The 17486-nt window shown below is 65.1% G+C and carries 18 protein-coding genes, 1 tRNA gene and 1 pseudogene; 12 read left to right on the top strand and 8 right to left on the bottom strand.

Annotation, left to right across the window (positions count from 1 at the left end):
- Positions 1-30: 30 nt before the first annotated feature.
- Positions 31-582, top strand: a complete 552-nt coding sequence (locus AB4Y42_RS09150) for a hypoxanthine-guanine phosphoribosyltransferase (protein ID WP_028207817.1) — start codon at positions 31-33, stop codon at positions 580-582.
- Between the two features lie 86 nt (positions 583-668).
- Here AB4Y42_RS09150 and AB4Y42_RS09145 read toward each other — a convergent pair whose 3' ends face one another.
- Both AB4Y42_RS09145 and AB4Y42_RS09140 read right to left on the bottom strand, forming a co-directional pair.
- Entirely contained in the window at positions 669-1268 is a 600-nt protein-coding gene (locus AB4Y42_RS09145) for a MarC family protein (RefSeq protein WP_342924464.1), read from the bottom strand.
- Positions 1269-1283: 15 nt separating this feature from the next.
- A complete protein-coding gene (locus tag AB4Y42_RS09140) occupies positions 1284-3038 on the bottom strand; it encodes a proline--tRNA ligase (protein WP_368694009.1) in 1755 nt (584 codons plus the stop codon).
- A gap of 277 nt (positions 3039-3315) precedes the next feature.
- Here AB4Y42_RS09140 and AB4Y42_RS09135 point away from each other — a divergent pair.
- Positions 3316-3864 (top strand): annotated as a pseudogene (locus AB4Y42_RS09135) (RNA pyrophosphohydrolase); the annotation flags it as partial.
- Positions 3865-4124: 260 nt separating this feature from the next.
- The gene (locus AB4Y42_RS09130) at positions 4125-4694 is read left to right on the top strand and encodes a CNP1-like family protein (RefSeq protein WP_342924462.1); all 570 of its coding nucleotides are present in this window, start codon (positions 4125-4127) and stop codon (positions 4692-4694) included.
- A gap of 96 nt (positions 4695-4790) precedes the next feature.
- Here the strand turns inward: AB4Y42_RS09130 and proB are convergent, their stop codons facing one another.
- The 4 genes from proB to rplU all read right to left on the bottom strand — a co-directional run bounded on the left by proB (position 4791) and on the right by rplU (position 7883).
- Positions 4791-5909, bottom strand: a complete 1119-nt coding sequence (proB, locus tag AB4Y42_RS09125; protein ID WP_368687514.1) for a glutamate 5-kinase — start codon at positions 5907-5909, stop codon at positions 4791-4793.
- Positions 5910-5994: 85 nt separating this feature from the next.
- Complete coding sequence (gene cgtA, locus AB4Y42_RS09120) at positions 5995-7098, bottom strand: Obg family GTPase CgtA (RefSeq protein ID WP_368687513.1); 1104 nt, start codon at positions 7096-7098, stop codon at positions 5995-5997.
- A gap of 183 nt (positions 7099-7281) precedes the next feature.
- Positions 7282-7545: a 50S ribosomal protein L27 gene (gene rpmA / locus AB4Y42_RS09115; protein WP_028207811.1), complete on the bottom strand. Its 264-nt coding sequence runs from the start codon at positions 7543-7545 to the stop codon at positions 7282-7284.
- Positions 7546-7571: 26 nt separating this feature from the next.
- Positions 7572-7883, bottom strand: coding sequence for a 50S ribosomal protein L21 (gene rplU / locus AB4Y42_RS09110; protein WP_007180329.1), 312 nt, complete (start codon positions 7881-7883; stop codon positions 7572-7574).
- 293 nt (positions 7884-8176) lie between these two features.
- Here rplU and AB4Y42_RS09105 point away from each other — a divergent pair, with 293 nt between their 5' ends.
- From AB4Y42_RS09105 to AB4Y42_RS09065, 9 genes are all read left to right on the top strand, one after another.
- On the top strand, positions 8177-9169 hold the full coding sequence (locus tag AB4Y42_RS09105; protein ID WP_368687512.1) for a polyprenyl synthetase family protein: 993 nt from the start codon (positions 8177-8179) through the stop codon (positions 9167-9169).
- A 37-nt stretch (positions 9170-9206) separates the two neighbouring features.
- Positions 9207-9283 (top strand) — tRNA-Pro (locus tag AB4Y42_RS09100).
- 188 nt (positions 9284-9471) lie between these two features.
- On the top strand, positions 9472-10791 hold the full coding sequence (locus tag AB4Y42_RS09095) for an HlyC/CorC family transporter (RefSeq protein WP_083245610.1): 1320 nt from the start codon (positions 9472-9474) through the stop codon (positions 10789-10791).
- Between the two features lie 84 nt (positions 10792-10875).
- Complete coding sequence (locus AB4Y42_RS09090; protein ID WP_368694008.1) at positions 10876-12162, top strand: GspE/PulE family protein; 1287 nt, start codon at positions 10876-10878, stop codon at positions 12160-12162.
- Positions 12159-13379, top strand: coding sequence for a type II secretion system F family protein (locus tag AB4Y42_RS09085; RefSeq protein WP_368687510.1), 1221 nt, complete (start codon positions 12159-12161; stop codon positions 13377-13379). Before AB4Y42_RS09090 ends, AB4Y42_RS09085 begins: the two co-directional genes overlap by 4 nt.
- A 28-nt stretch (positions 13380-13407) precedes the next feature.
- Positions 13408-14325 carry an A24 family peptidase gene (locus AB4Y42_RS09080; RefSeq protein ID WP_368694007.1) on the top strand — a complete coding sequence of 306 codons (918 nt, stop codon included), beginning with the start codon at positions 13408-13410 and terminating at the stop codon, positions 14323-14325.
- Between the two features lie 4 nt (positions 14326-14329).
- Positions 14330-14950: a dephospho-CoA kinase gene (gene coaE, locus AB4Y42_RS09075; protein WP_368687508.1), complete on the top strand. Its 621-nt coding sequence runs from the start codon at positions 14330-14332 to the stop codon at positions 14948-14950.
- A gap of 128 nt (positions 14951-15078) precedes the next feature.
- Positions 15079-15834 carry a cell division protein ZapD gene (gene zapD, locus AB4Y42_RS09070; protein WP_254356868.1) on the top strand — a complete coding sequence of 252 codons (756 nt, stop codon included), beginning with the start codon at positions 15079-15081 and terminating at the stop codon, positions 15832-15834.
- A 49-nt stretch (positions 15835-15883) separates the two neighbouring features.
- The gene (locus tag AB4Y42_RS09065) at positions 15884-16078 is read left to right on the top strand and encodes a DNA gyrase inhibitor YacG (protein WP_028207803.1); all 195 of its coding nucleotides are present in this window, start codon (positions 15884-15886) and stop codon (positions 16076-16078) included.
- A 90-nt stretch (positions 16079-16168) separates the two neighbouring features.
- On the opposite strand, the gene mutT is transcribed toward AB4Y42_RS09065, so the two are convergent.
- Complete coding sequence (mutT, locus tag AB4Y42_RS09060) at positions 16169-16600, bottom strand: 8-oxo-dGTP diphosphatase MutT (RefSeq protein WP_368694006.1); 432 nt, start codon at positions 16598-16600, stop codon at positions 16169-16171.
- Complete coding sequence (locus AB4Y42_RS09055; RefSeq protein ID WP_368694005.1) at positions 16597-17469, bottom strand: ATP-binding protein; 873 nt, start codon at positions 17467-17469, stop codon at positions 16597-16599. The genes mutT and AB4Y42_RS09055 overlap by 4 nt, the downstream gene beginning before the upstream one ends.
- Positions 17470-17486: the final 17 nt, after the last annotated feature.

Below are 17486 nucleotides of genomic sequence, written 5' to 3'. Positions count from 1 at the left end.
AGTAGCTACAGCTACCTTCCCGCCAGAGTCATGAATCGCGAAGAAGCCCTGCACATTTTCCGCCACTCCGAAGAGATCGTTTCGGAGGGCGACGTCAATGCGTCGATCGGCCGGATGGCCGAAGCCATCCGCGCCGAGATCAGCGAGGACTTCCCGCTCGTGCTGTCGGTGATGGGCGGCGCCGCCGTGTTCACCGGCATGCTGCTGCCGCACCTCGACTTCCCGCTCGAGTTCGACTACATCCACCTCACGCGCTACCGCAACGCGATCAAGGGCAGCGCCGAGATGCAGTGGCGCGTGGCGCCGCGCGAGTCGGTGAAGGACCGTGTGGTGCTCGTGCTCGACGACATCCTCGACGAAGGCGAGACCATGGCCGCGATTCGCGACCGCATCATGGACATGGGCGCGAAGCGTTTCCTCTCGGCCGTGCTGTGCGAGAAGACGCTCACGAAGGCCAAGCCGCTGCATCCCGACTACTGCGGCTTTTCGGTGCCGGACCGCTACGTGTTCGGCTGCGGCATGGACGCCAAGGGTTACTGGCGCAATCTGCCGACCATCCGTGCGCTGACCGAAGGAGCCTGAAGCGCTTCTGAGTTAATCGGAGCGTCATGAAAAAAGCAGCCCGCGGGCTGCTTTTTTATTGCCTGCGGCGCGCGCTGCACGCGGCGTCAGAGGTGATGCACGAAGGTGGCGATCCCCGCGAGGATCATCTCCACCGATATCGCCACGAGCACGAGGCCCATCAGCCGCTCGAAGGCCGTCACCACGCGCTCGCCGAGCCACTGCTGGATGCGCTCCGCCATCACCAGCACGACCGCGCAGATCACCATCGTCACGACGAGCGCGGCCACCCATTCATAGAGTTTGCCGGGCGCCTGCGAGGTGAGCAGCATGACCGTGGCGAGCGCCGAAGGCCCCGCCAGCGCGGGAATGGCGAGCGGCACGATGAGCGGCTCGCCGCCCTTGTCGCCACTGCCGAACGGGCCGCCCGGATGCGGAAAGATCATGCGCAGCGCGATCAGGAACAGCACGATGCCGCCGCCGATGCGCAGCGAGGTATCGGTGAGCCCCATCATGCGCAGGAAGCTGTTGCCGGCGACCATGAAGATCAGCAGGATCACGAACGCGATCGCGACCTCGCGCAGGATCACGACCGCGCGGCGCTGCTTGGCAACGCCGCGCAGGCAGCTGATGAAGAGCGGAATATTCCCGAGCGGGTCGGTGATGAGGAGCAGCAGGACCGTAGCGGACAGAAAACTGTACTCCACGCTCGCAGCGCTCCTTTAACCGGGATGGACCGTCGTTAAACCGCGAGTGCCGCGGATCTTCTGCGCCACCGTCTGCGCGGCCTCATCGGCCGCCAGCAGCGTCGCTTCGGTATCGCGGCGGCCCTGGTACTCGATCTTGCCGTCCTTCAGGCCGCGCTCGCCGATCACGAGACGATGCGGCACGCCGATCAGCTCCCAGTCGGCGAACATCACGCCCGGACGCTCGCCGCGGTCGTCGAGAATCACGTCCACGCCCGCTTCGAGCAGTTCGTTGTAGACGCGCTCGGCGTGCTCGCGCACGAGCTCGCTGCGGTCCATGCCCATCGGGCACACGACGACCTGGAACGGCGCGATCGACTCAGGCCAGATGATGCCCTTCTCGTCGAAGTTCTGCTCGATGGCTGCACCGAGGATACGCGTCACGCCAATGCCGTAGCAGCCCATCTGCATCGGCGCCGGCTTGCCGTTCTCGGCGAGGAACGTGGCGTTCATCGCTTCCGAGTACTTCGTGCCGAGCTGGAACACGTGGCCCACTTCGATGCCGCGGCAGATGTCGATCACACCCTTGCCGTCCGGCGAGGGATCGCCCTTCTTCACGTTGCGGATGTCGGCGACGACCGGCTCCGGCAGGTCGCGGCCCCAGTTCACGCCCGTGGTGTGGAAGTCGACTTCGTTCGTGCCGACCACGAAATCGCTCATGTTCGCGACCGTACGATCGGCGATCACCTTGACCGGCTTCTTCGTGTTAAGCGGACCGAGGTAGCCCGGCGGCGTGCCGAACCACTCGACGATTTCCGCTTCGGTCGCGAAGCGGAAGCCGCTCAGGCCTTCGAGCTTGCCGACCTTGATCTCGTTCAGGTCGTGGTCGCCGCGCAGCATCAGCAGCCAGATCGTGGGCTCGGCGCCTTCGTTGTCCGTCGCGAGGATGATCGACTTGATGGTGCTTTCGAGCGGGATGCCGAGCAGCTCGGCGACGGCTTCGCACTTGGCCGCGCCCGGCGTGGGCGTTTTCGTCAGCGCCTGCGTGGGCGCGCCGCGCTGCGCGATGAGCGGCAGCGCTTCGGCGGCTTCGACGTTGGCCGCGAAGTCCGAGCTCGGGCAGTAGGCGATGTCGTCCTCGCCCGTTTCCGCGATCACGTGGAATTCGTGCGAGCCGCTGCCGCCGATCGAGCCGTTGTCGGCCGCGACTGCGCGGAACTGCAGGCCCAGTCGCGTGAAGATGCGCACGTAAGCGTCGTACATCTTCTGGTACGACAGCTTGAGACCTTCGACGTCCTTATCGAACGAGTACGCGTCCTTCATGATGAATTCGCGCCCGCGCATCACGCCGAAACGGGGACGGATTTCGTCGCGGAACTTCGTCTGCACCTGATAGAAGTTCACCGGCAGCTGGCGATAGCTCTTGATCTGGCCGCGCGCGATGTCGGTGACGACCTCTTCGTGCGTCGGGCCCATCACGAAGTCGCTCTGCTTGCGATCCTTGAAGCGCAGCAGTTCCGGCCCGTATTGTTCCCAGCGACCCGATTCCTGCCACAACTCGGCCGGCTGCACGGCCGGCATGAGCAGCTCGATGGCGCCGGCGCGGTTCATTTCCTCGCGCACGATCTGCTCGACCTTGCGGATCGAACGCAGACCGATCGGCAGATAGTTGTAAATGCCGCCAGCGATGCGACGGATCATGCCCGCGCGAACCATCAGCTTGTGGCTGACGATTTCCGCGTCAGCGGGCGCTTCCTTCAGGGTGCCGATAAAGAAACGGGAGGCTTTCATTCAAATTATCCAAAAGCGGCGGCCCGGTGCGGACCGCCCGAAGAAGTGACCAGCGGAGGAGTTCACGAACCCGCCATTATGACAACGTGCCGGGCGCCGTGCTGATGACGCCAGCGACGGGCGCGGCCAAACTCGAAGCCGATCGCGCCCCGAGACCGTTTTGCGCAGTCTCGGCCATTCGCTCGACTTTCCGGACGGCGGGTCACGGACGGCGGGTGCGTGAGGGCCGTTATCTGTTTATAATCAAAGCAATTTTAAAGGATTCGAAGGTGGTTGTATGCTGGATCGTGAGGGGTTTCGCCCGAACGTCGGCATCATCCTCTTGAACGCGCGAAACGAGGTGTTTTGGGGCAAGCGGGTTCGCGAACATTCCTGGCAGTTTCCGCAAGGGGGCATCAAGTATGGTGAAACCCCCATGCAGGCAATGTTTCGGGAGTTGCACGAAGAAACCGGTTTGCATCCGGAGCACGTCAAGATCGTCGGTCGCACACGCGACTGGTTGCGTTATGAGGTGCCGGACAAGTTCATCAAGCGCGAAGTGCGCGGCCATTATCGCGGCCAGAAACAGATCTGGTTTCTGCTGCGTATGGTCGGGCGCGACTGCGATATCTGCCTGCGGGCAACGGAGCATCCCGAGTTCGATGCGTGGCGCTGGAATGAATACTGGGTGCCGCTCGAAGCGGTCATCGAGTTCAAGCGCGACGTCTATCAGCTCGCGCTGACCGAACTTTCGCGCTTCCTGCGCCGGCCCGCGCCGCGTCAGGAGCGTCTGGGCGTGCAGGCTCACGAGGTGCGCTACCCGCGCATCGTGACGTCGGCGCACGCAGACGCGGTGCACGCCGAGCCGTATGAGGTTGCACCGGAAGGCGTAGCCGAACGTACGCCGCGTACGCCGATCGAAAGCGATTGCGCGTCGGCGCAGAGTATCATCGAGCCTGCGCAGGACGAGCAGGATCAAGGGGCTTGAGCCAACGCAAAGAACGCCCGAACCGGCGGGGCCCGGCGCATCACGCGCCGGGTCCCGCCGGTTCGCATTCGCGGCGCCGTTCGTTCGTAACGCGCGCCCGTGCTTCGAGGAAAACCAATTTGAAACGATTTGCTCTTGCTGCGGCATGCGCCGCAGGCGGTGTGCTGCTTGTGTCAGGACTGGCCGCGTGCTCCAGTTCCGGTCCCACGAACAAGGACGACAGCGCGTTCGTCTACCTTCTGGACCGCAAGGGCGAATGGCAGGAAAACAAGCTCGAAGGCCTGCCGCCGCTGCCGCAGGCCGGCGCGACGCTGCTGCCGTTCGACGTCTCGAACAACTCGCCGCTCAAGTTCGCCATCGACCCCGCATCGCTCACGGTCGGCACGGATGGCGTCGTGCGCTACACGATCGTCATCACGAGCCCGAGCGGCGCGCGTAACGTGAACTACGAAGGGATTCGCTGCGACACCTACGAGTGGCGCCTCTACGCGAGCCTCGACGCCGATCACAACGGCTGGGACCAGACCGTCGCGAACAACTGGTCGCGCATCGAGAACGGCACGCTCAACGCGTACCAGTCGAGGCTCTATCAGGACTACTTCTGCGCCAACAAGATGCCGATCGCGAAGGCGTCGACCCTGATCGAAAACCTGCGCTACGGCCGCACACAGTCGACGCTGGTGCGTTAACTGCCTTTGATGGGCATAAAAAAGCCGCTGCGGCCTTTGGCCACAGCGGCTTTTTAACTTCTGGTGAGGCGATGCGAGGCTGGCCAGGAACGGCCGTCAAACCAGCACGAGATTGTCGCGGTGAATCAGCTCCGGCTCGAGCATATAGCCGAGGATGCCCTCGATCTCGCCGCTCGGATGACGCTGGATCAGCTTCGTTTCCGCGCTGCTGTAGTTGGTGAGCCCGCGCGCCACTTCCACGCCCAGGCCGTTCAGGCAAGCGATCACCTCGCCGCGCGCGAACGCACCCTGCACACCGGTCACGCCGATGGGCAGCAGGCTCTTGCCGTCTGCCGTGAGCTTCTGCACCGCGCCGTCGTCGATCACGACGTGGCCGCGCACCTGCAGGTGATCGGCCATCCACTGCTTGCGCGCCGCCATGCGCGCCGTGCGTGCGATGAGCTGCGTGCCGATCGCCTCGCCCGCGGCCAGACGCACGAGCACCTGCGCTTCGCGCCCGCTCGCGATCACCGTGTTCGCGCCGCTATGCGCGGCGCGCTTGGCCGCGAGGATCTTGGTGAGCATGCCGCCGCGGCCGATGCTCGAGCCCGCGCCGCCCGCCATCGCCTCAAGTTCCGGCTTGCCTGCGTCGGCTTCCTGCACGAGCGTCGCGCCCGGATCCTTGCGCGGATCGGCCGTATAAAGCCCGCTCTGGTCGGTGAGGATGATGAGCGCATCGCCTTCGATCAGGTTCGCAACGAGCGCGCCGAGCGTGTCGTTGTCGCCGAACTTGATTTCGTCGGTGACCACGGTGTCGTTCTCGTTGATGATCGGCACGACGCCGAGGCGCAGCAGCGTGAGCAAGGTGGAGCGCGCATTGAGATAGCGTTCGCGGTCAGCCAGGTCGGCATGCGTGAGCAGGATCTGCGCAGTGCGGATGTCGTGCTCGGCAAAGCGGCTCTCATAGACCTGCGCAAGCCCCATCTGCCCGACTGCGGCGGCAGCCTGAAGCTCGTCGATCTCGCGCGGCCGCTTCGTCCAGCCGAGCCGTTGCATGCCTTCGGCGATCGCGCCCGAACTCACGAGCACGACTTCCTTGCCTTGCGCACGCAGCGCCGCAATCTGCGCGGCCCAGCGGCCGATTGCCGCATGATCGAGCCCGCGGCCGTCGTTGGTGACGAGGCTCGAACCGACTTTCACTACCAGACGCCGCGAATCGGCGATGACGGAACGCATGCTGCGCGGTCTCCCAAATGACTGATGACGCGTGAAGTTTCCCCGGCGCGGCGTGCGCGGCTCGCGCGCCGGCCGGTGCAGCGAATTACTCCTGCGGCTGCTCCGCGTTCCCACCTTTGCCCTCGCGGAAGCGCACGTCCGAGGCGAGGTCTTCGGCTTCGGCAGCACGGCGCGCGTCCGAGTGCGCGGAGACGTAGTCGTACACCGCGTAACACAGGTTTTCGCAGCCCTGCCCCGTGAGCGCGGAAATCTCGAACACGGGACCGTCCCACTCGAAGCGCTTCACGAAGTCCGCAATGCGCGCGGCGCGCTCATCGTCCGGCACCATGTCGAGCTTGTTCAGCACGAGCCAGCGCGGCTTGTCATAGAGCGTCTCGTCGTACTTGCGCAGCTCGCCGACGATCGCCTTCGCCTCGACAACCGGATCGACGCTTTCGTCGAACGGCGCGAGATCGACCAGATGCAGCAGCAGGTTCGTGCGCTGCAGATGGCGCAGGAACTGGTGACCGAGGCCCGCGCCTTCGGCGGCGCCTTCGATCAGGCCCGGAATATCGGCGATCACGAAGCTCTTGCTCGGCCCCACGCGCACCACGCCCAGATTCGGCGCGAGCGTCGTGAACGGGTAGTCGGCGATCTTGGGCTTCGCGTTCGACACCGAGGCGATGAACGTGGACTTGCCCGCGTTCGGCATGCCGAGCAGGCCGACGTCGGCCAGCACCTTCAGTTCCAGCTTGAGCATGCGGCGCTCGCCGGGCTTGCCGTCGGTCTTCTGACGCGGCGCGCGGTTCGTGGACGACTTGAAATGCAGGTTGCCGAGGCCACCCGCGCCGCCTTTCGCGACCATCACCTGCTGTTCGTGCTCGGTCAGGTCGGCGATCAGTTCGCCCGTGTCCTGGTCGGTGATGACCGTGCCCACCGGCATACGCAGCGTGATGTCGTCGCCGCCCTTGCCGTAGCAGTCGGAGCCGCGGCCGTTCTCGCCGTTGCGCGCCTGGTGCTTCTTCGTGTAGCGGTAGTCGATGAGGGTGTTGATGTTGCGGTCGCCGACGGCGTAGACGCTGCCGCCGCGCCCGCCGTCACCGCCGTCCGGCCCGCCGAACGGGACGAACTTCTCGCGTCGCATCGACGCGCTGCCATCGCCCCCATCGCCGGCGATGACTTCGATCTTCGCTTCGTCAATGAACTTCATGAGTTACTCCGTCCCGTGGATATCGATATTTTGCCCGCCATGGCCGAAACTGGCCAACAACGCACCGCAAGTCAACGGAAGCCCGTTACGACCCCGAAAGACTGCGGATAAATAAAAAGGCCCCGCAAACTTCGCGGGGCCTTCCTTGCGTCGCGTGCAGCCCGCTCGCGAGCGGTCTAAAGCTTAGGCCGCTGCCGGGACGACGTTGACCAGTTGCTTGTTGGCTGCGCCCTTGATCGTGAACGCGACGTGGCCGTCGACCAGCGCGTAGAGCGTGTGGTCCTTGCCGATGCCGACGTTCAGGCCCGGGTGCATGCGCGTGCCGCGCTGGCGAACGATGATGCCGCCTGCGAGGATCGCCTGGCCGCCGTACACCTTCACGCCAAGTCGTTTCGACTCTGAGTCGCGGCCGTTACGTGACGACCCGCCTGCCTTTTTGTGTGCCATTTGTTTGCTCCTTTACCTGCGTGCGCTTACGCGTTGATCGCGTCGATGCGCAGTTCGGTGTAGTTCTGGCGGTGGCCGCCATGCTTCTGGTAGTGCTTCCGGCGACGCATCTTGAAGATGGTCACTTTGGCGTGTCGGCCTTGCGACACAACGGTGGCCTTGACGGAAGCCCCACTGACCAGCGGCGTACCGAACTTAATCGATTCGCCTTCGCCCACTGCGAGAACCTGGTCGAGCGTGATTTCTGCGTCAATGTCAGCCGGTATCTGTTCTACTTTAAGTTTTTCGCCAACGGCAACCTTGTACTGCTTGCCGCCGGTTTTTATGACCGCGTACATTGAGAACCTCACTCTGAGTAATCTTTTCAGGCACACTGCGCGCCCGAAACCTTAGATTATACATAGAGTTAGCTTCGCGGTCAAAAGCTGTGCAAGTCCGTTGCGCGAGTGCGCGCGAGGGATCCTGGGCCCGTCAGACGGCCTCCAGGGCTATCCGCACAGCATAGCGCCAGCATCCATGCGGCCGTCCGGGCCGCGAGAAAATAGAGGGAGCCATCGGCAGGACGGTAGCGGAGCGTCCGGCATGCTGTCGATTCGCCTTATAATCCGCGGCACTATCCCTATTTGCCATCATGTCGTCCACCGCCACCCCATCCCCCAGCGCAGCCACCCTGCTTGCCCCCATCGCCAGTGACATGGAGCAGGTGAATCGTGTCATCCGGCAGAGCCTGGCGTCCGAGGTGATGCTGATCAACCAGATCTCCGAGTACATCATCGGCGCGGGCGGCAAGCGGCTGCGTCCGGCGCTCCTGCTGATGGTGGCCGGCGCGCTCGGCGACCACGGCACCGAGCGCCATGTGCTTGCAGCGGTCGTCGAGTTCATTCACACGGCCACGCTCCTGCACGACGACGTCGTCGACGAATCGGACCTGCGGCGCGGCCGCCAGACGGCCAACGCGCTGTTCGGCAACGCCGCCAGCGTGCTGGTGGGCGATTACCTGTACTCACGCTCGTTCGAGATGATGGTGGGCGTCGGCAAGATGCGCGTGATGGAAATCCTGTCCGCCGCCACGACGATCATCTCCGAGGGTGAAGTCCTGCAGCTGCTGAACATGCACGACGCCGACGTGGACACCGACCGCTACATGCAGGTGATCCGCTACAAGACCGCCAAGCTTTTCGAAGCCGCGGCGCAGCTCGGCGCGGTGCTTTCGGGGGCGGATGCGCGCACCGAGGAAGCCGCAGCCGAGTACGGGCGGCGCATCGGCACGGCATTCCAGATCATGGACGACTGGCTCGACTACACGGGCACGCCTGAATCGATGGGCAAGAACGCGGGCGACGACCTGCGCGAAGGCAAGCCCACGCTGCCGCTCATCTGGCTGATCGAGCACGGCACGGCGGCGGAAGCCGCGCTTGCGCGCGAAGCGATCGAGCAAGGCGGCACGACGCGTTTCGATGAAATCTTCGCGGCGATCACGCGCTCGGGCGCGCTCGAGCACACGCTGCAATGCGCGCGCACCGAGGCCCGGGCCGCCGCCGATGCGATTTCAGCGTTCCCCCCTTCCATTTACAAAGATAGCCTGCTAGAATTATGTTCTTACTCGACGACGCGCCAGTCTTGAAACAGACGAAGCAAGTTGTGGAGTCCAGCAGTCAATTCGGGGTGTAGCTTAGCCTGGTAGAGCGCTACGTTCGGGACGTAGAGGCCGGAGGTTCGAATCCTCTCACCCCGACCAGAATTCGAGAAAAAACCGCGCATGCATTGCGCGGTTTTTTTTCGTCTGTATCTCCTGCACTTCCATCCCTGTCCGGCAACTCGCGGCGCGTAACCGGCAACCGCCTTGTCCGTTCGGCCAGTGGCCCTGGAACTGCGGTACCCCTCTGTTATAGTTTCCCCATCCGCCCCCCCTCATTGTCTCGACGCGTGGACCACCTTCCCTTATGGGCGCAGATTTGCGCCGTCTTCGTCCTGCTCATCTGCTCCAGCTTCTTCTCCATCTCCGAAACGGCGATGATGGCGCTCAATCGCCATCGGCTCAAATACCTCGCCAATCACGGCACGCTCGGCGCGAAGACCACCCAGAAGCTGCTCGCGCGCACCGACCTGCTGCTTTCGGTGATCTTGATCGGCAACAATCTCTTCAACACCATCATCCCGGTCCTCACGACCTCGATCGCGCTCCATACGTTCGGCCGCAATAACCTCGTGCTCTCGATCGCGACGGGCATCGTCGCGTTCCTCATCATCGTGTTCGCGGAAATCACGCCGAAGATTGTGGGCGCAACGTTTCCGGAAAAAATCGCGCTGCCCGCGAGCCTGCTGATCGCGCCGCTCATGCGTGTGACGAAGCCACTCATCTGGTTCGTCAACATGTTTGCGAACACCATCCTGCGCATCCTGCACATCAATACGCACAAGGCGCATGACCAGCGGCTCTCCACCGAGGAGTTGCGCACCATCGTGCTCGAGTCGGGCAGCTTCATGCCGACCAAGCACCGCAGCATCCTGCTCAACCTGTTCGACCTGGAGAACATCACCGTCGACGACGTGATGATTCCGCGCCGGCGCATCGAGGCGCTCGACTACGACGCCCCGCTCGAAGACATCCTGCATCAGCTCGAGACCTGCTATCACAACAAGCTGATCGTCTATCAAGGCGACATCGACCGGGTGCTCGGCGTGCTGCATGTGCGCAAGACGTTGGCCGCGCTGCATAACCAGGAATTCGAGCGCGAGACGCTGCGCGAACTGCTTGCCGAGCCGTACTTCGTGCCCACGGGCACGCCTGGATTCCAGCAACTTCAGTACTTCCAGGAAAGCCGCCATCGCATCGCGCTCGTCGTGAACGAGTACGGTGAGATGGAAGGACTCGTGACACCCGAAGACATCATCGAGGAGCTGATCGGCGAATTCACCACCTCGATGCCGCGCAGCGGCACCGGACGCGGCGGCTGGAACGACGAAGGCGAATGTATCGTGCCGGGCAGCATGCCTTTGCGCGAACTCAATCGCTGGCTGCATATCAAGCTGCCCACGGATGGGCCCAAGACGCTCAACGGCCTGATCCTCGAAGTGCTCGAAGAGATTCCCGAAGGCGACGTGTGCCTGCAGATCGGCGACGTGAAGCTCGAAGTGCTACGCAGCGACGACCAGGCCGTACGCACGGTCAAGCTCTTCAAACCCGGCGCCAAGCCGCGCCAGGGCACGCTGCAAAAGGCGAAGAAGCTGCTGCCGGGACGTTAGCCGTTCGGCCGGGTGGCGGCGCAGTGCGCCTCGCGCCATGATGAAGGCGTCATCTGTTCGAGGCGGCTTCGCGCCGGCATGCCGATGCTTTCTACTCCTTATCGTGCGCGCCCTTTTGCCGCCGCGGCTGCCGAAGGCGGTACGGGTGGTGGCTCGACGGCGCGCACATCTGCGCCTGTCTCTGTACCGCAGCTAGACGACGCACCCGCCGTTCGCCTGCTCTCCGAAACGCTGCGCGAAGCCGCGCGGCGCAGCGCCTCCGATCTGCACATCGAGCCGATGGAACACGGCTGGCGCGTGCGCCTGCGCATCGACGGCGTACTGCACGAAATGGTGCGGCCGCCCGCGCATCTGCGCGATGCGTTCGTCACGCGCATCAAGGTGCTCGCCCGCATGGACATCGCCGAACGGCGCATTCCGCAGGACGGCAGGCTGCGGCTCGCACTCTCGGGGGCGTCGCAAGCCGCCGAGGACTATCGCGTGAATTCGCTGCCCACGCTGCACGGCGAAAAGCTCGTATTGCGCAGGCTCGAAGCGCTCCCCGCCGATCTGTCGCTTGCCGAACTCGGGCTCGACGAAGCGCAACAGCGCACCGTAGCCGAAGCGATCGGCGCGCCGCATGGTCTCGTCCTCGTCACGGGCCCCACCGGCAGCGGCAAGACGCTCTCGCTCTACTGCTTCCTGCAAAGGCTCAATGGCACGACGCGCAATCTCTGCTCGGTGGAAGATCCCGCCGAAATCCAGCTCGCAGGCATCAATCAGGTCAACGTGCGCGAGAAGGCCGGGCTCACCTTTGCGGTAGCACTGCGTGCGCTGCTGCGCCAGGACCCGGACGTCATCATGATCGGCGAAATCCGCGACGAAGAAACCGCCAGCGTGGCCGTCAAGGCCGCGCAGACCGGCCATCTCGTCCTCTCGACCGTGCACACGAACGACGCCAGCGCGGCCTGCGCACGGCTCGTCGACATCGGCGTCGAACCGTACAACCTGGCGGCCTCGCTGCGGCTCGTCACGGCGCAACGTCTCGTGCGGCGGCTATGCCCGCAATGCCGCGTGCGCGGCGAAGCTTCGCCGGCGGCACTCGTCGCGGCGGGACTCAACACCTACGACGGTGACATGACGCAGCCTTATATTGCGCGCGGCTGCGAGGCTTGCCACGGCATCGGCTATCGCGGCCGCGTGGGAATTCACGAGGTCTTGCCGATCTCGGAGACCATCCGCGACCTGATCGTCACTGGGAGCGGCGCGCACGAAATCGCTCGCGCAGCACGCAGAAGCGGTGTGGCAACCCTGCGCGACGCGGCGCTCGCACGCGTGCGCGACGGCACCACGAGCCTCGCCGAAGCGCTTGCCGCAACGGAAGCGCCATGAGCGCCGCGCGCGCCCATCGCGGCCCATCCGAGTGGCGCTTCGTGTGGCGCGGTCTCGACGCATCGGGCACGACCAGGCGTGGCACGCTGATCGCGCTCGACGCCGCGGCTGTGCGCGCCGCGCTCAAGCGCGAGCGCATCACCGTGCTCGCCATCGAGCGCAGGTCGAGCGCAGGCGCGCCCAAGGCACGTCACGCGGACGTCACACGCTTTACGCGCCAGCTCGCGAGCCTCCTGCGCGCCGGCCTGCCGCTTGCGAACGCGCTTGAACTGCTCGCGCTCTCGCCGGGACCGAACGGCATGCCGCGCATTGCCGCCGCGCTCGCGCGCGACATCGCCGGCGGCCTGCGCTTCGCCGACTCGCTCGCGCAACATCCGGCGCGTTTCAACGCGCTGTATTGCCAGCTCGTCGCCGTTGGCGAAGCCTCGGGTGCGCTCGCCGCCGTACTCGCGCGCCTCGCCGACGACCGCGAGCGTGCCGCCGCGCAGCGCGCCAAAGTGCGCGCCGCGCTCACCTACCCCGTCGCAGTGCTGCTGCTCGCGTTTGTCATTACGGCGGCGTTGCTGGTCTGGGTCGTGCCCACGTTCAAGCAGATCTTCGACGGCTTCGGCGCTGCCCTGCCCGCGCCCACGCGGTTCGTGCTGACGCTCTCGGCGGGCGCCGCGCGCTGGAGCGTGCCGGCTGCCGTAGCCGCAGCCACCGGCACGCTCGCCCTGCGAGCGGGCTTGCGCCGCTCGGAAGCCACGCGCATCGCGTTCGGATGCACGCTGCTGAGGCTCCCGCTTTGCGGTGCGCTGCTCACCACACTGTGTGCCGCCCGCTGGAGCCGAGCGCTCGGTACGCTGCTCGCCGCCGGCACGCCGCTCGCCGACGCCTTCGATTCGCTCGCGCACGCAAGCGGCAACGCCTTCTTCGATCGCGCGAGCGCAGGTATCAGCGAGCGCCTGCGGCACGGCGAGCGGCTCGCCGCAGCCATGCGTGCGGCGGGATGCTTTCCGGCCGATGTGGTTCAGCCCGTTGCGGTCGCGGAAGAATCGGGCGCGCTCGATGCGATGTTGCTCGATGTGGCCTCGCTCGCCGACCGTCAGGTCGACGAAAAGATCGCGCTCGTGTCGAGCCTGTGCGAGCCGCTCGTGATCGTCGTGCTCGGTGCGCTGGTCGGCGGCCTCGTCATGGCGATGTATCTTCCCATCATTCAACTGGGCAACGTGGTGTAGCATCGCAGCCAGATTCCGGTTCCCTCTCATGCCCGTCCAACTCCTGTCCACGCCCGATACCGCAACGCCGCTCGCAGCCGCTCTCGCCGCTCTGCCGTTCGGCGTGCTCATGGTCTTCGCCATTGCGTTCGGGCTCGTCATCGGCAGCTTCCTCAACGTCGTCGTGCACCGGCTGCCGATCATGCTGGAGCGCGCGTGGCGCGCCGATGTGGCCGAAGCGACGGGCACGCCCGGTCCGCTCTTCGAAGAAGACGGGCTGCCTGCGCGCTACAACCTCTGGCTCCCACGCAGCGCGTGCCCGCACTGCGGCCACGTCCTGCGCGCGCGGGAAAACATCCCGGTGCTCAGTTGGGTCGCGCTGCGCGGGCGCTGCTCGCACTGTCATGCGCGCGTGAGCGTGCGCTACCCGCTCATCGAGATCGCGGGCGCGGCCTGCGCGGCCGGCGCATTGCTCGCCTTCGGACCCACCGGCAAGGCGCTCGCCGCCTTCGTGTTGTGCGCCACGCTCATCGCTGCAAGCGCCATCGACCTCGAACACCAGATGCTGCACGACGAGATCACGCAGCCGCTGCTGTGGGTCGGGTTTCTGGTCAATTTTGCCGGCACCTTCGTCACGCTGCGCGAAGCGGTGATCGGTGCGGTCGCGGGCTATCTGGCGCTCTGGTGCGTCTACTGGATCTTCAAGCTGTTGCGTGGCGTAGAAGGCATGGGCCACGGCGACTTCAAGCTGCTCGCCGCGCTCGGCGCATGGCTCGGTTGGAGCGCGCTGCCGCAGATCGTCGTGATCGCCGCAGTGGCCGGCGCGCTCGTCGGCATCATCGCTACGTTGACGGGACGCATGCGTTTCGAAGAGCCGCTGCCGTTCGGCCCGTATCTGGCCGCTGGCGCACTCGTCACATTGTTTGCGGGCACACCGCTGTATGGCGTATTTGCGTGGGGGAACTGATCAAATGTTCGCGGTCGGATTGACGGGCGGCATCGGCAGCGGCAAGTCCACGGTCGCGGATGGCTTTGCCGCGCGCGGCGTGACGATCGTCGACACCGATCTCATCGCGCATCGCATTACCGCACCGCACGGCGTCGCGATGGCGCAGATCGCCGCGGAATTCGGCCCTGAATTCGTCGCGCCGGACGGTTCGATGGACCGCGCGCGCATGCGCACGCTCGTGTTCGGCGACGAGTCCGCGCGCAAGCGGCTCGAGGCCATCACGCACCCGTTGATCCGCTCCGAGACCGAACGCGAAACGCGAGAGGCCAGCGGGCCGTACGTGATCGTGGTCGTGCCCTTGCTCGTAGAGTCGGGCACCTGGAAAACGCGTGTCGATCGCGTGCTCACCGTCGATTGCAGCGTGGAAACGCAGATCGCGCGTGTCATGCGCCGCAATGGCTTCACACGTGAGCAAGTGCTCGCCATCATCGCGCGGCAGGCCACGCGCGAAGCACGCCTCGCGGCCGCCGACAACGTGGTGGTGAACGACAACGGTGCGACGCTCGAAACGCTCGATCAGGACGTCGACGCATTGCACCAGACGTATCTCAGGCTCGCTGCCGAAAAGGCCAGTAAAGCGTAAAAGGCGCCATCCGCGCGCGATTAGCGGGTCACATCGGCATAGCGCCGGCCCGGCGCGATTGCGACCGTAGTCCCACGGCATTAGAATGTCCTGCAATCCGTCACCTACCACGCCCGAGGCGAGCGCGCTTGATTCTTTACGAGTATCCCTTCAACGAGCGAATCCGGACGCTGCTGCGCCTCGAAGACCTGTTCGAGCGCTTCACGTTTTTCCTGACCCAGGAGGATCCGAGGGAACATCACGTCGCGCTTACGACGCTCTTCGAAATCGCCGAAGTCGCAGGCCGCGCCGACCTGAAGTCGGATCTCATGAAGGAACTCGAGCGGCAGCGCCAAACGCTCGCGCCGTTCCGCGGCAATCCCGGCATCGAGCAGAATGCGCTCGAAACCGTGCTGGGCGAAATCGAGCAGACGCTCGCCGGCCTCACGCAGATGCAAGGCAAGACGGGCCAGCACCTGATGGACAACGAGTGGCTCACGAGCATCCGCAGCCGCGCGATCATTCCCGGCGGCACCTGCAAGTTCGATCTGCCGTCGTATTACGCGTGGCAGCAACTGCACGCCGATCAGCGCCGCCAGGACATCGCGAAATGGGTCACGCCGCTGCTGCCGCTGCGCGACGCCGCCGCCATCGTGCTACGCCTCGCGCGCGAGTCGGGCCAGGCGTCGAAGGTGATGGCGATGCAGGGCAGCTATCAGCAGATGCTGTCGGGCCGTGCGTATCAGCTCATGCAGGTCCGCGTGGCACCGGAATTGCGCATGATTCCCGAGGCGAGCGCCAACAAGTACATGCTGTGGGTGCGCTTCACCGTGCAGGATGGCGATCTGCGTCCGCGGGCCGTCGATCAGGACGTGCCGTTCCAGCTCACGCTGTGCAGCCTGTAAAACCGGACGCGCCGCCACGCCAGACTCAACGCAACCAAAGTTCTATCGCATGACCACTGTCGTCAAATGTCCGACCTGCGGCAAGGAAGTCCGCTGGGTGCCGGAAAACCGCTTCCGACCGTTCTGCTCCGAGCGCTGCAAGCAGATGGACCTCGGCGCATGGGCGGCCGAAAAATACCGCATTGGCGGCGCCGACGACGAAACGCCGCCTGAAGACGCGCCGCCCACCGATACGCGCCAGTAAGCGAGCGCCGCGACGCGCTTGCGCCGGACGAAAAAAGGCCGCTGTGCATCACACACAGCGGCCTTTTGCATCGTCGTGGCCCGCTGGGTGTTACTCCGCGGCGAGCCACTCCAGCACAGGAATCGTCGCGGGCAAGAGCGGCTCGACGCTCGCCGGCAGCGACTGCCAGACGAACGCCTGACCTTCGCGGCCATGCGGCTCGCCGGTCCACTCGGTCACCTTGCAGAAGTAGAGCCGTACGTAGGCGTGCGGGTAATCGTGTTCGAGCGTGTGCCACAGGTGGCACGCCATCACGTCGATGCCCAGCTCCTCGTGCAGCTCGCGCGCGAGCGCCGCTTCGACCGTTTCGCCCGGTTCCAGCTTGCCGCCCGGAAACTCCCAGTAGCCTGCATACGGCTTGCCTGCGGGGCGCTGCGCGAGCAGGTAGCGGCCATCGGGCTGCACCAGCACGCCCACCGCGACTTCCGTCACGGGGCGTGTCTTTCCGGAAGCATCGTTTGCGGTGTTGGCCTCGGCGCTCATGCCTCTTGCGCCTTCTTGCCCGACCAGTCGCGTGCGAATTGCCACGCCACGCGGCCCGAACGCGAGCCGCGCTCCAGCGCCCAGACGAGTGCGTCGCCGCGCGCCGATTCGACTTCGGCGTCGTCGCAACCGAAATGGCGCAGCCAGTGGCCGACGATCGTCAGATAGTCGTCCTGCTTGAACGGATAGAAGCTCACCCAAAGGCCGAAACGCTCGGACAGCGAGATCTTCTCTTCCACCACTTCGCCCGGATGAATCTCGCCGTCGGGCATGTGCTTGTACGTCTCGTTGTCGCTCATGTACTCGGGCAGCAGATGGCGCCGGTTCGAGGTCGCGTAGATCAGCACGTTGTCCGACTGCGCAGCCACCGAGCCATCCAGCGCCACCTTCAGCGCCTTGTAGCCCGATTCGCCTTCCTCGAACGAGAGGTCGTCGCAGAACACGATGAAGCGCTCGGGGCGCGTCGAGATGAGATCGACGATATCGCCGAGGTCATGCAGATCGTCCTTGTCGACTTCGATCAGGCGCAGGCCCTGTTGCGCGTACGCGTTCAGGCAGGCCTTGATCAGCGATGACTTGCCGGTGCCGCGTGCGCCGGTGAGCAGCACGTTGTTCGCGGGCTTCTTCTGCACGAACTGGCGCGTGTTGCGGTCGATGAGATCTTTCTGCCGGTCGATGTTCTGCAGGTCGTCGAGCGAGATCAGCGAGATCGCGGGCACCGGCTGCAGGAAGCCGTGCCCCTGGCGCTTGCGCCAGCGAAACGCGACGGCCGCGTTCCAGTCGACATCGGGTGCCGACGGCGGCAGCACGGCCTCGAGGCGGCCGAGCAGCGCTTCGGCGCGGGTCAGAAACTGTTCGAGCTTGTCCATGTGGTGAAGGCGCTTGA

Source organism: Paraburkholderia sp. EG286B, assembly GCF_040965655.1.
Taxonomy (GTDB): domain Bacteria; phylum Pseudomonadota; class Gammaproteobacteria; order Burkholderiales; family Burkholderiaceae; genus Paraburkholderia.
Note: the sequence above shows the minus strand (reverse complement) of the source record. Positions and strands in the feature narration are given on the sequence as shown.

Coding starts and splice junctions, on each gene's coding strand:
- cgtA (WP_368687513.1), bottom strand. CDS start 7,098: ATGAAGTTCATTGACGAAGCGAAGATCGAAGTCATCGCCGGCGATGGG.
- AB4Y42_RS09055 (WP_368694005.1), bottom strand. CDS start 17,469: ATGGACAAGCTCGAACAGTTTCTGACCCGCGCCGAAGCGCTGCTCGGC.
- mutT (WP_368694006.1), bottom strand. CDS start 16,600: ATGAGCGCCGAGGCCAACACCGCAAACGATGCTTCCGGAAAGACACGC.
- AB4Y42_RS09105 (WP_368687512.1), top strand. CDS start 8,177: ATGTCGTCCACCGCCACCCCATCCCCCAGCGCAGCCACCCTGCTTGCC.
- AB4Y42_RS09065 (WP_028207803.1), top strand. CDS start 15,884: ATGACCACTGTCGTCAAATGTCCGACCTGCGGCAAGGAAGTCCGCTGG.
- coaE (WP_368687508.1), top strand. CDS start 14,330: ATGTTCGCGGTCGGATTGACGGGCGGCATCGGCAGCGGCAAGTCCACG.
- rpmA (WP_028207811.1), bottom strand. CDS start 7,545: ATGGCACACAAAAAGGCAGGCGGGTCGTCACGTAACGGCCGCGACTCA.
- AB4Y42_RS09150 (WP_028207817.1), top strand. CDS start 31: ATGAATCGCGAAGAAGCCCTGCACATTTTCCGCCACTCCGAAGAGATC.
- AB4Y42_RS09085 (WP_368687510.1), top strand. CDS start 12,159: ATGAGCGCCGCGCGCGCCCATCGCGGCCCATCCGAGTGGCGCTTCGTG.
- AB4Y42_RS09140 (WP_368694009.1), bottom strand. CDS start 3,038: ATGAAAGCCTCCCGTTTCTTTATCGGCACCCTGAAGGAAGCGCCCGCT.
- AB4Y42_RS09080 (WP_368694007.1), top strand. CDS start 13,408: ATGCCCGTCCAACTCCTGTCCACGCCCGATACCGCAACGCCGCTCGCA.
- proB (WP_368687514.1), bottom strand. CDS start 5,909: ATGCGTTCCGTCATCGCCGATTCGCGGCGTCTGGTAGTGAAAGTCGGT.
- AB4Y42_RS09090 (WP_368694008.1), top strand. CDS start 10,876: ATGCTTTCTACTCCTTATCGTGCGCGCCCTTTTGCCGCCGCGGCTGCC.
- rplU (WP_007180329.1), bottom strand. CDS start 7,883: ATGTACGCGGTCATAAAAACCGGCGGCAAGCAGTACAAGGTTGCCGTT.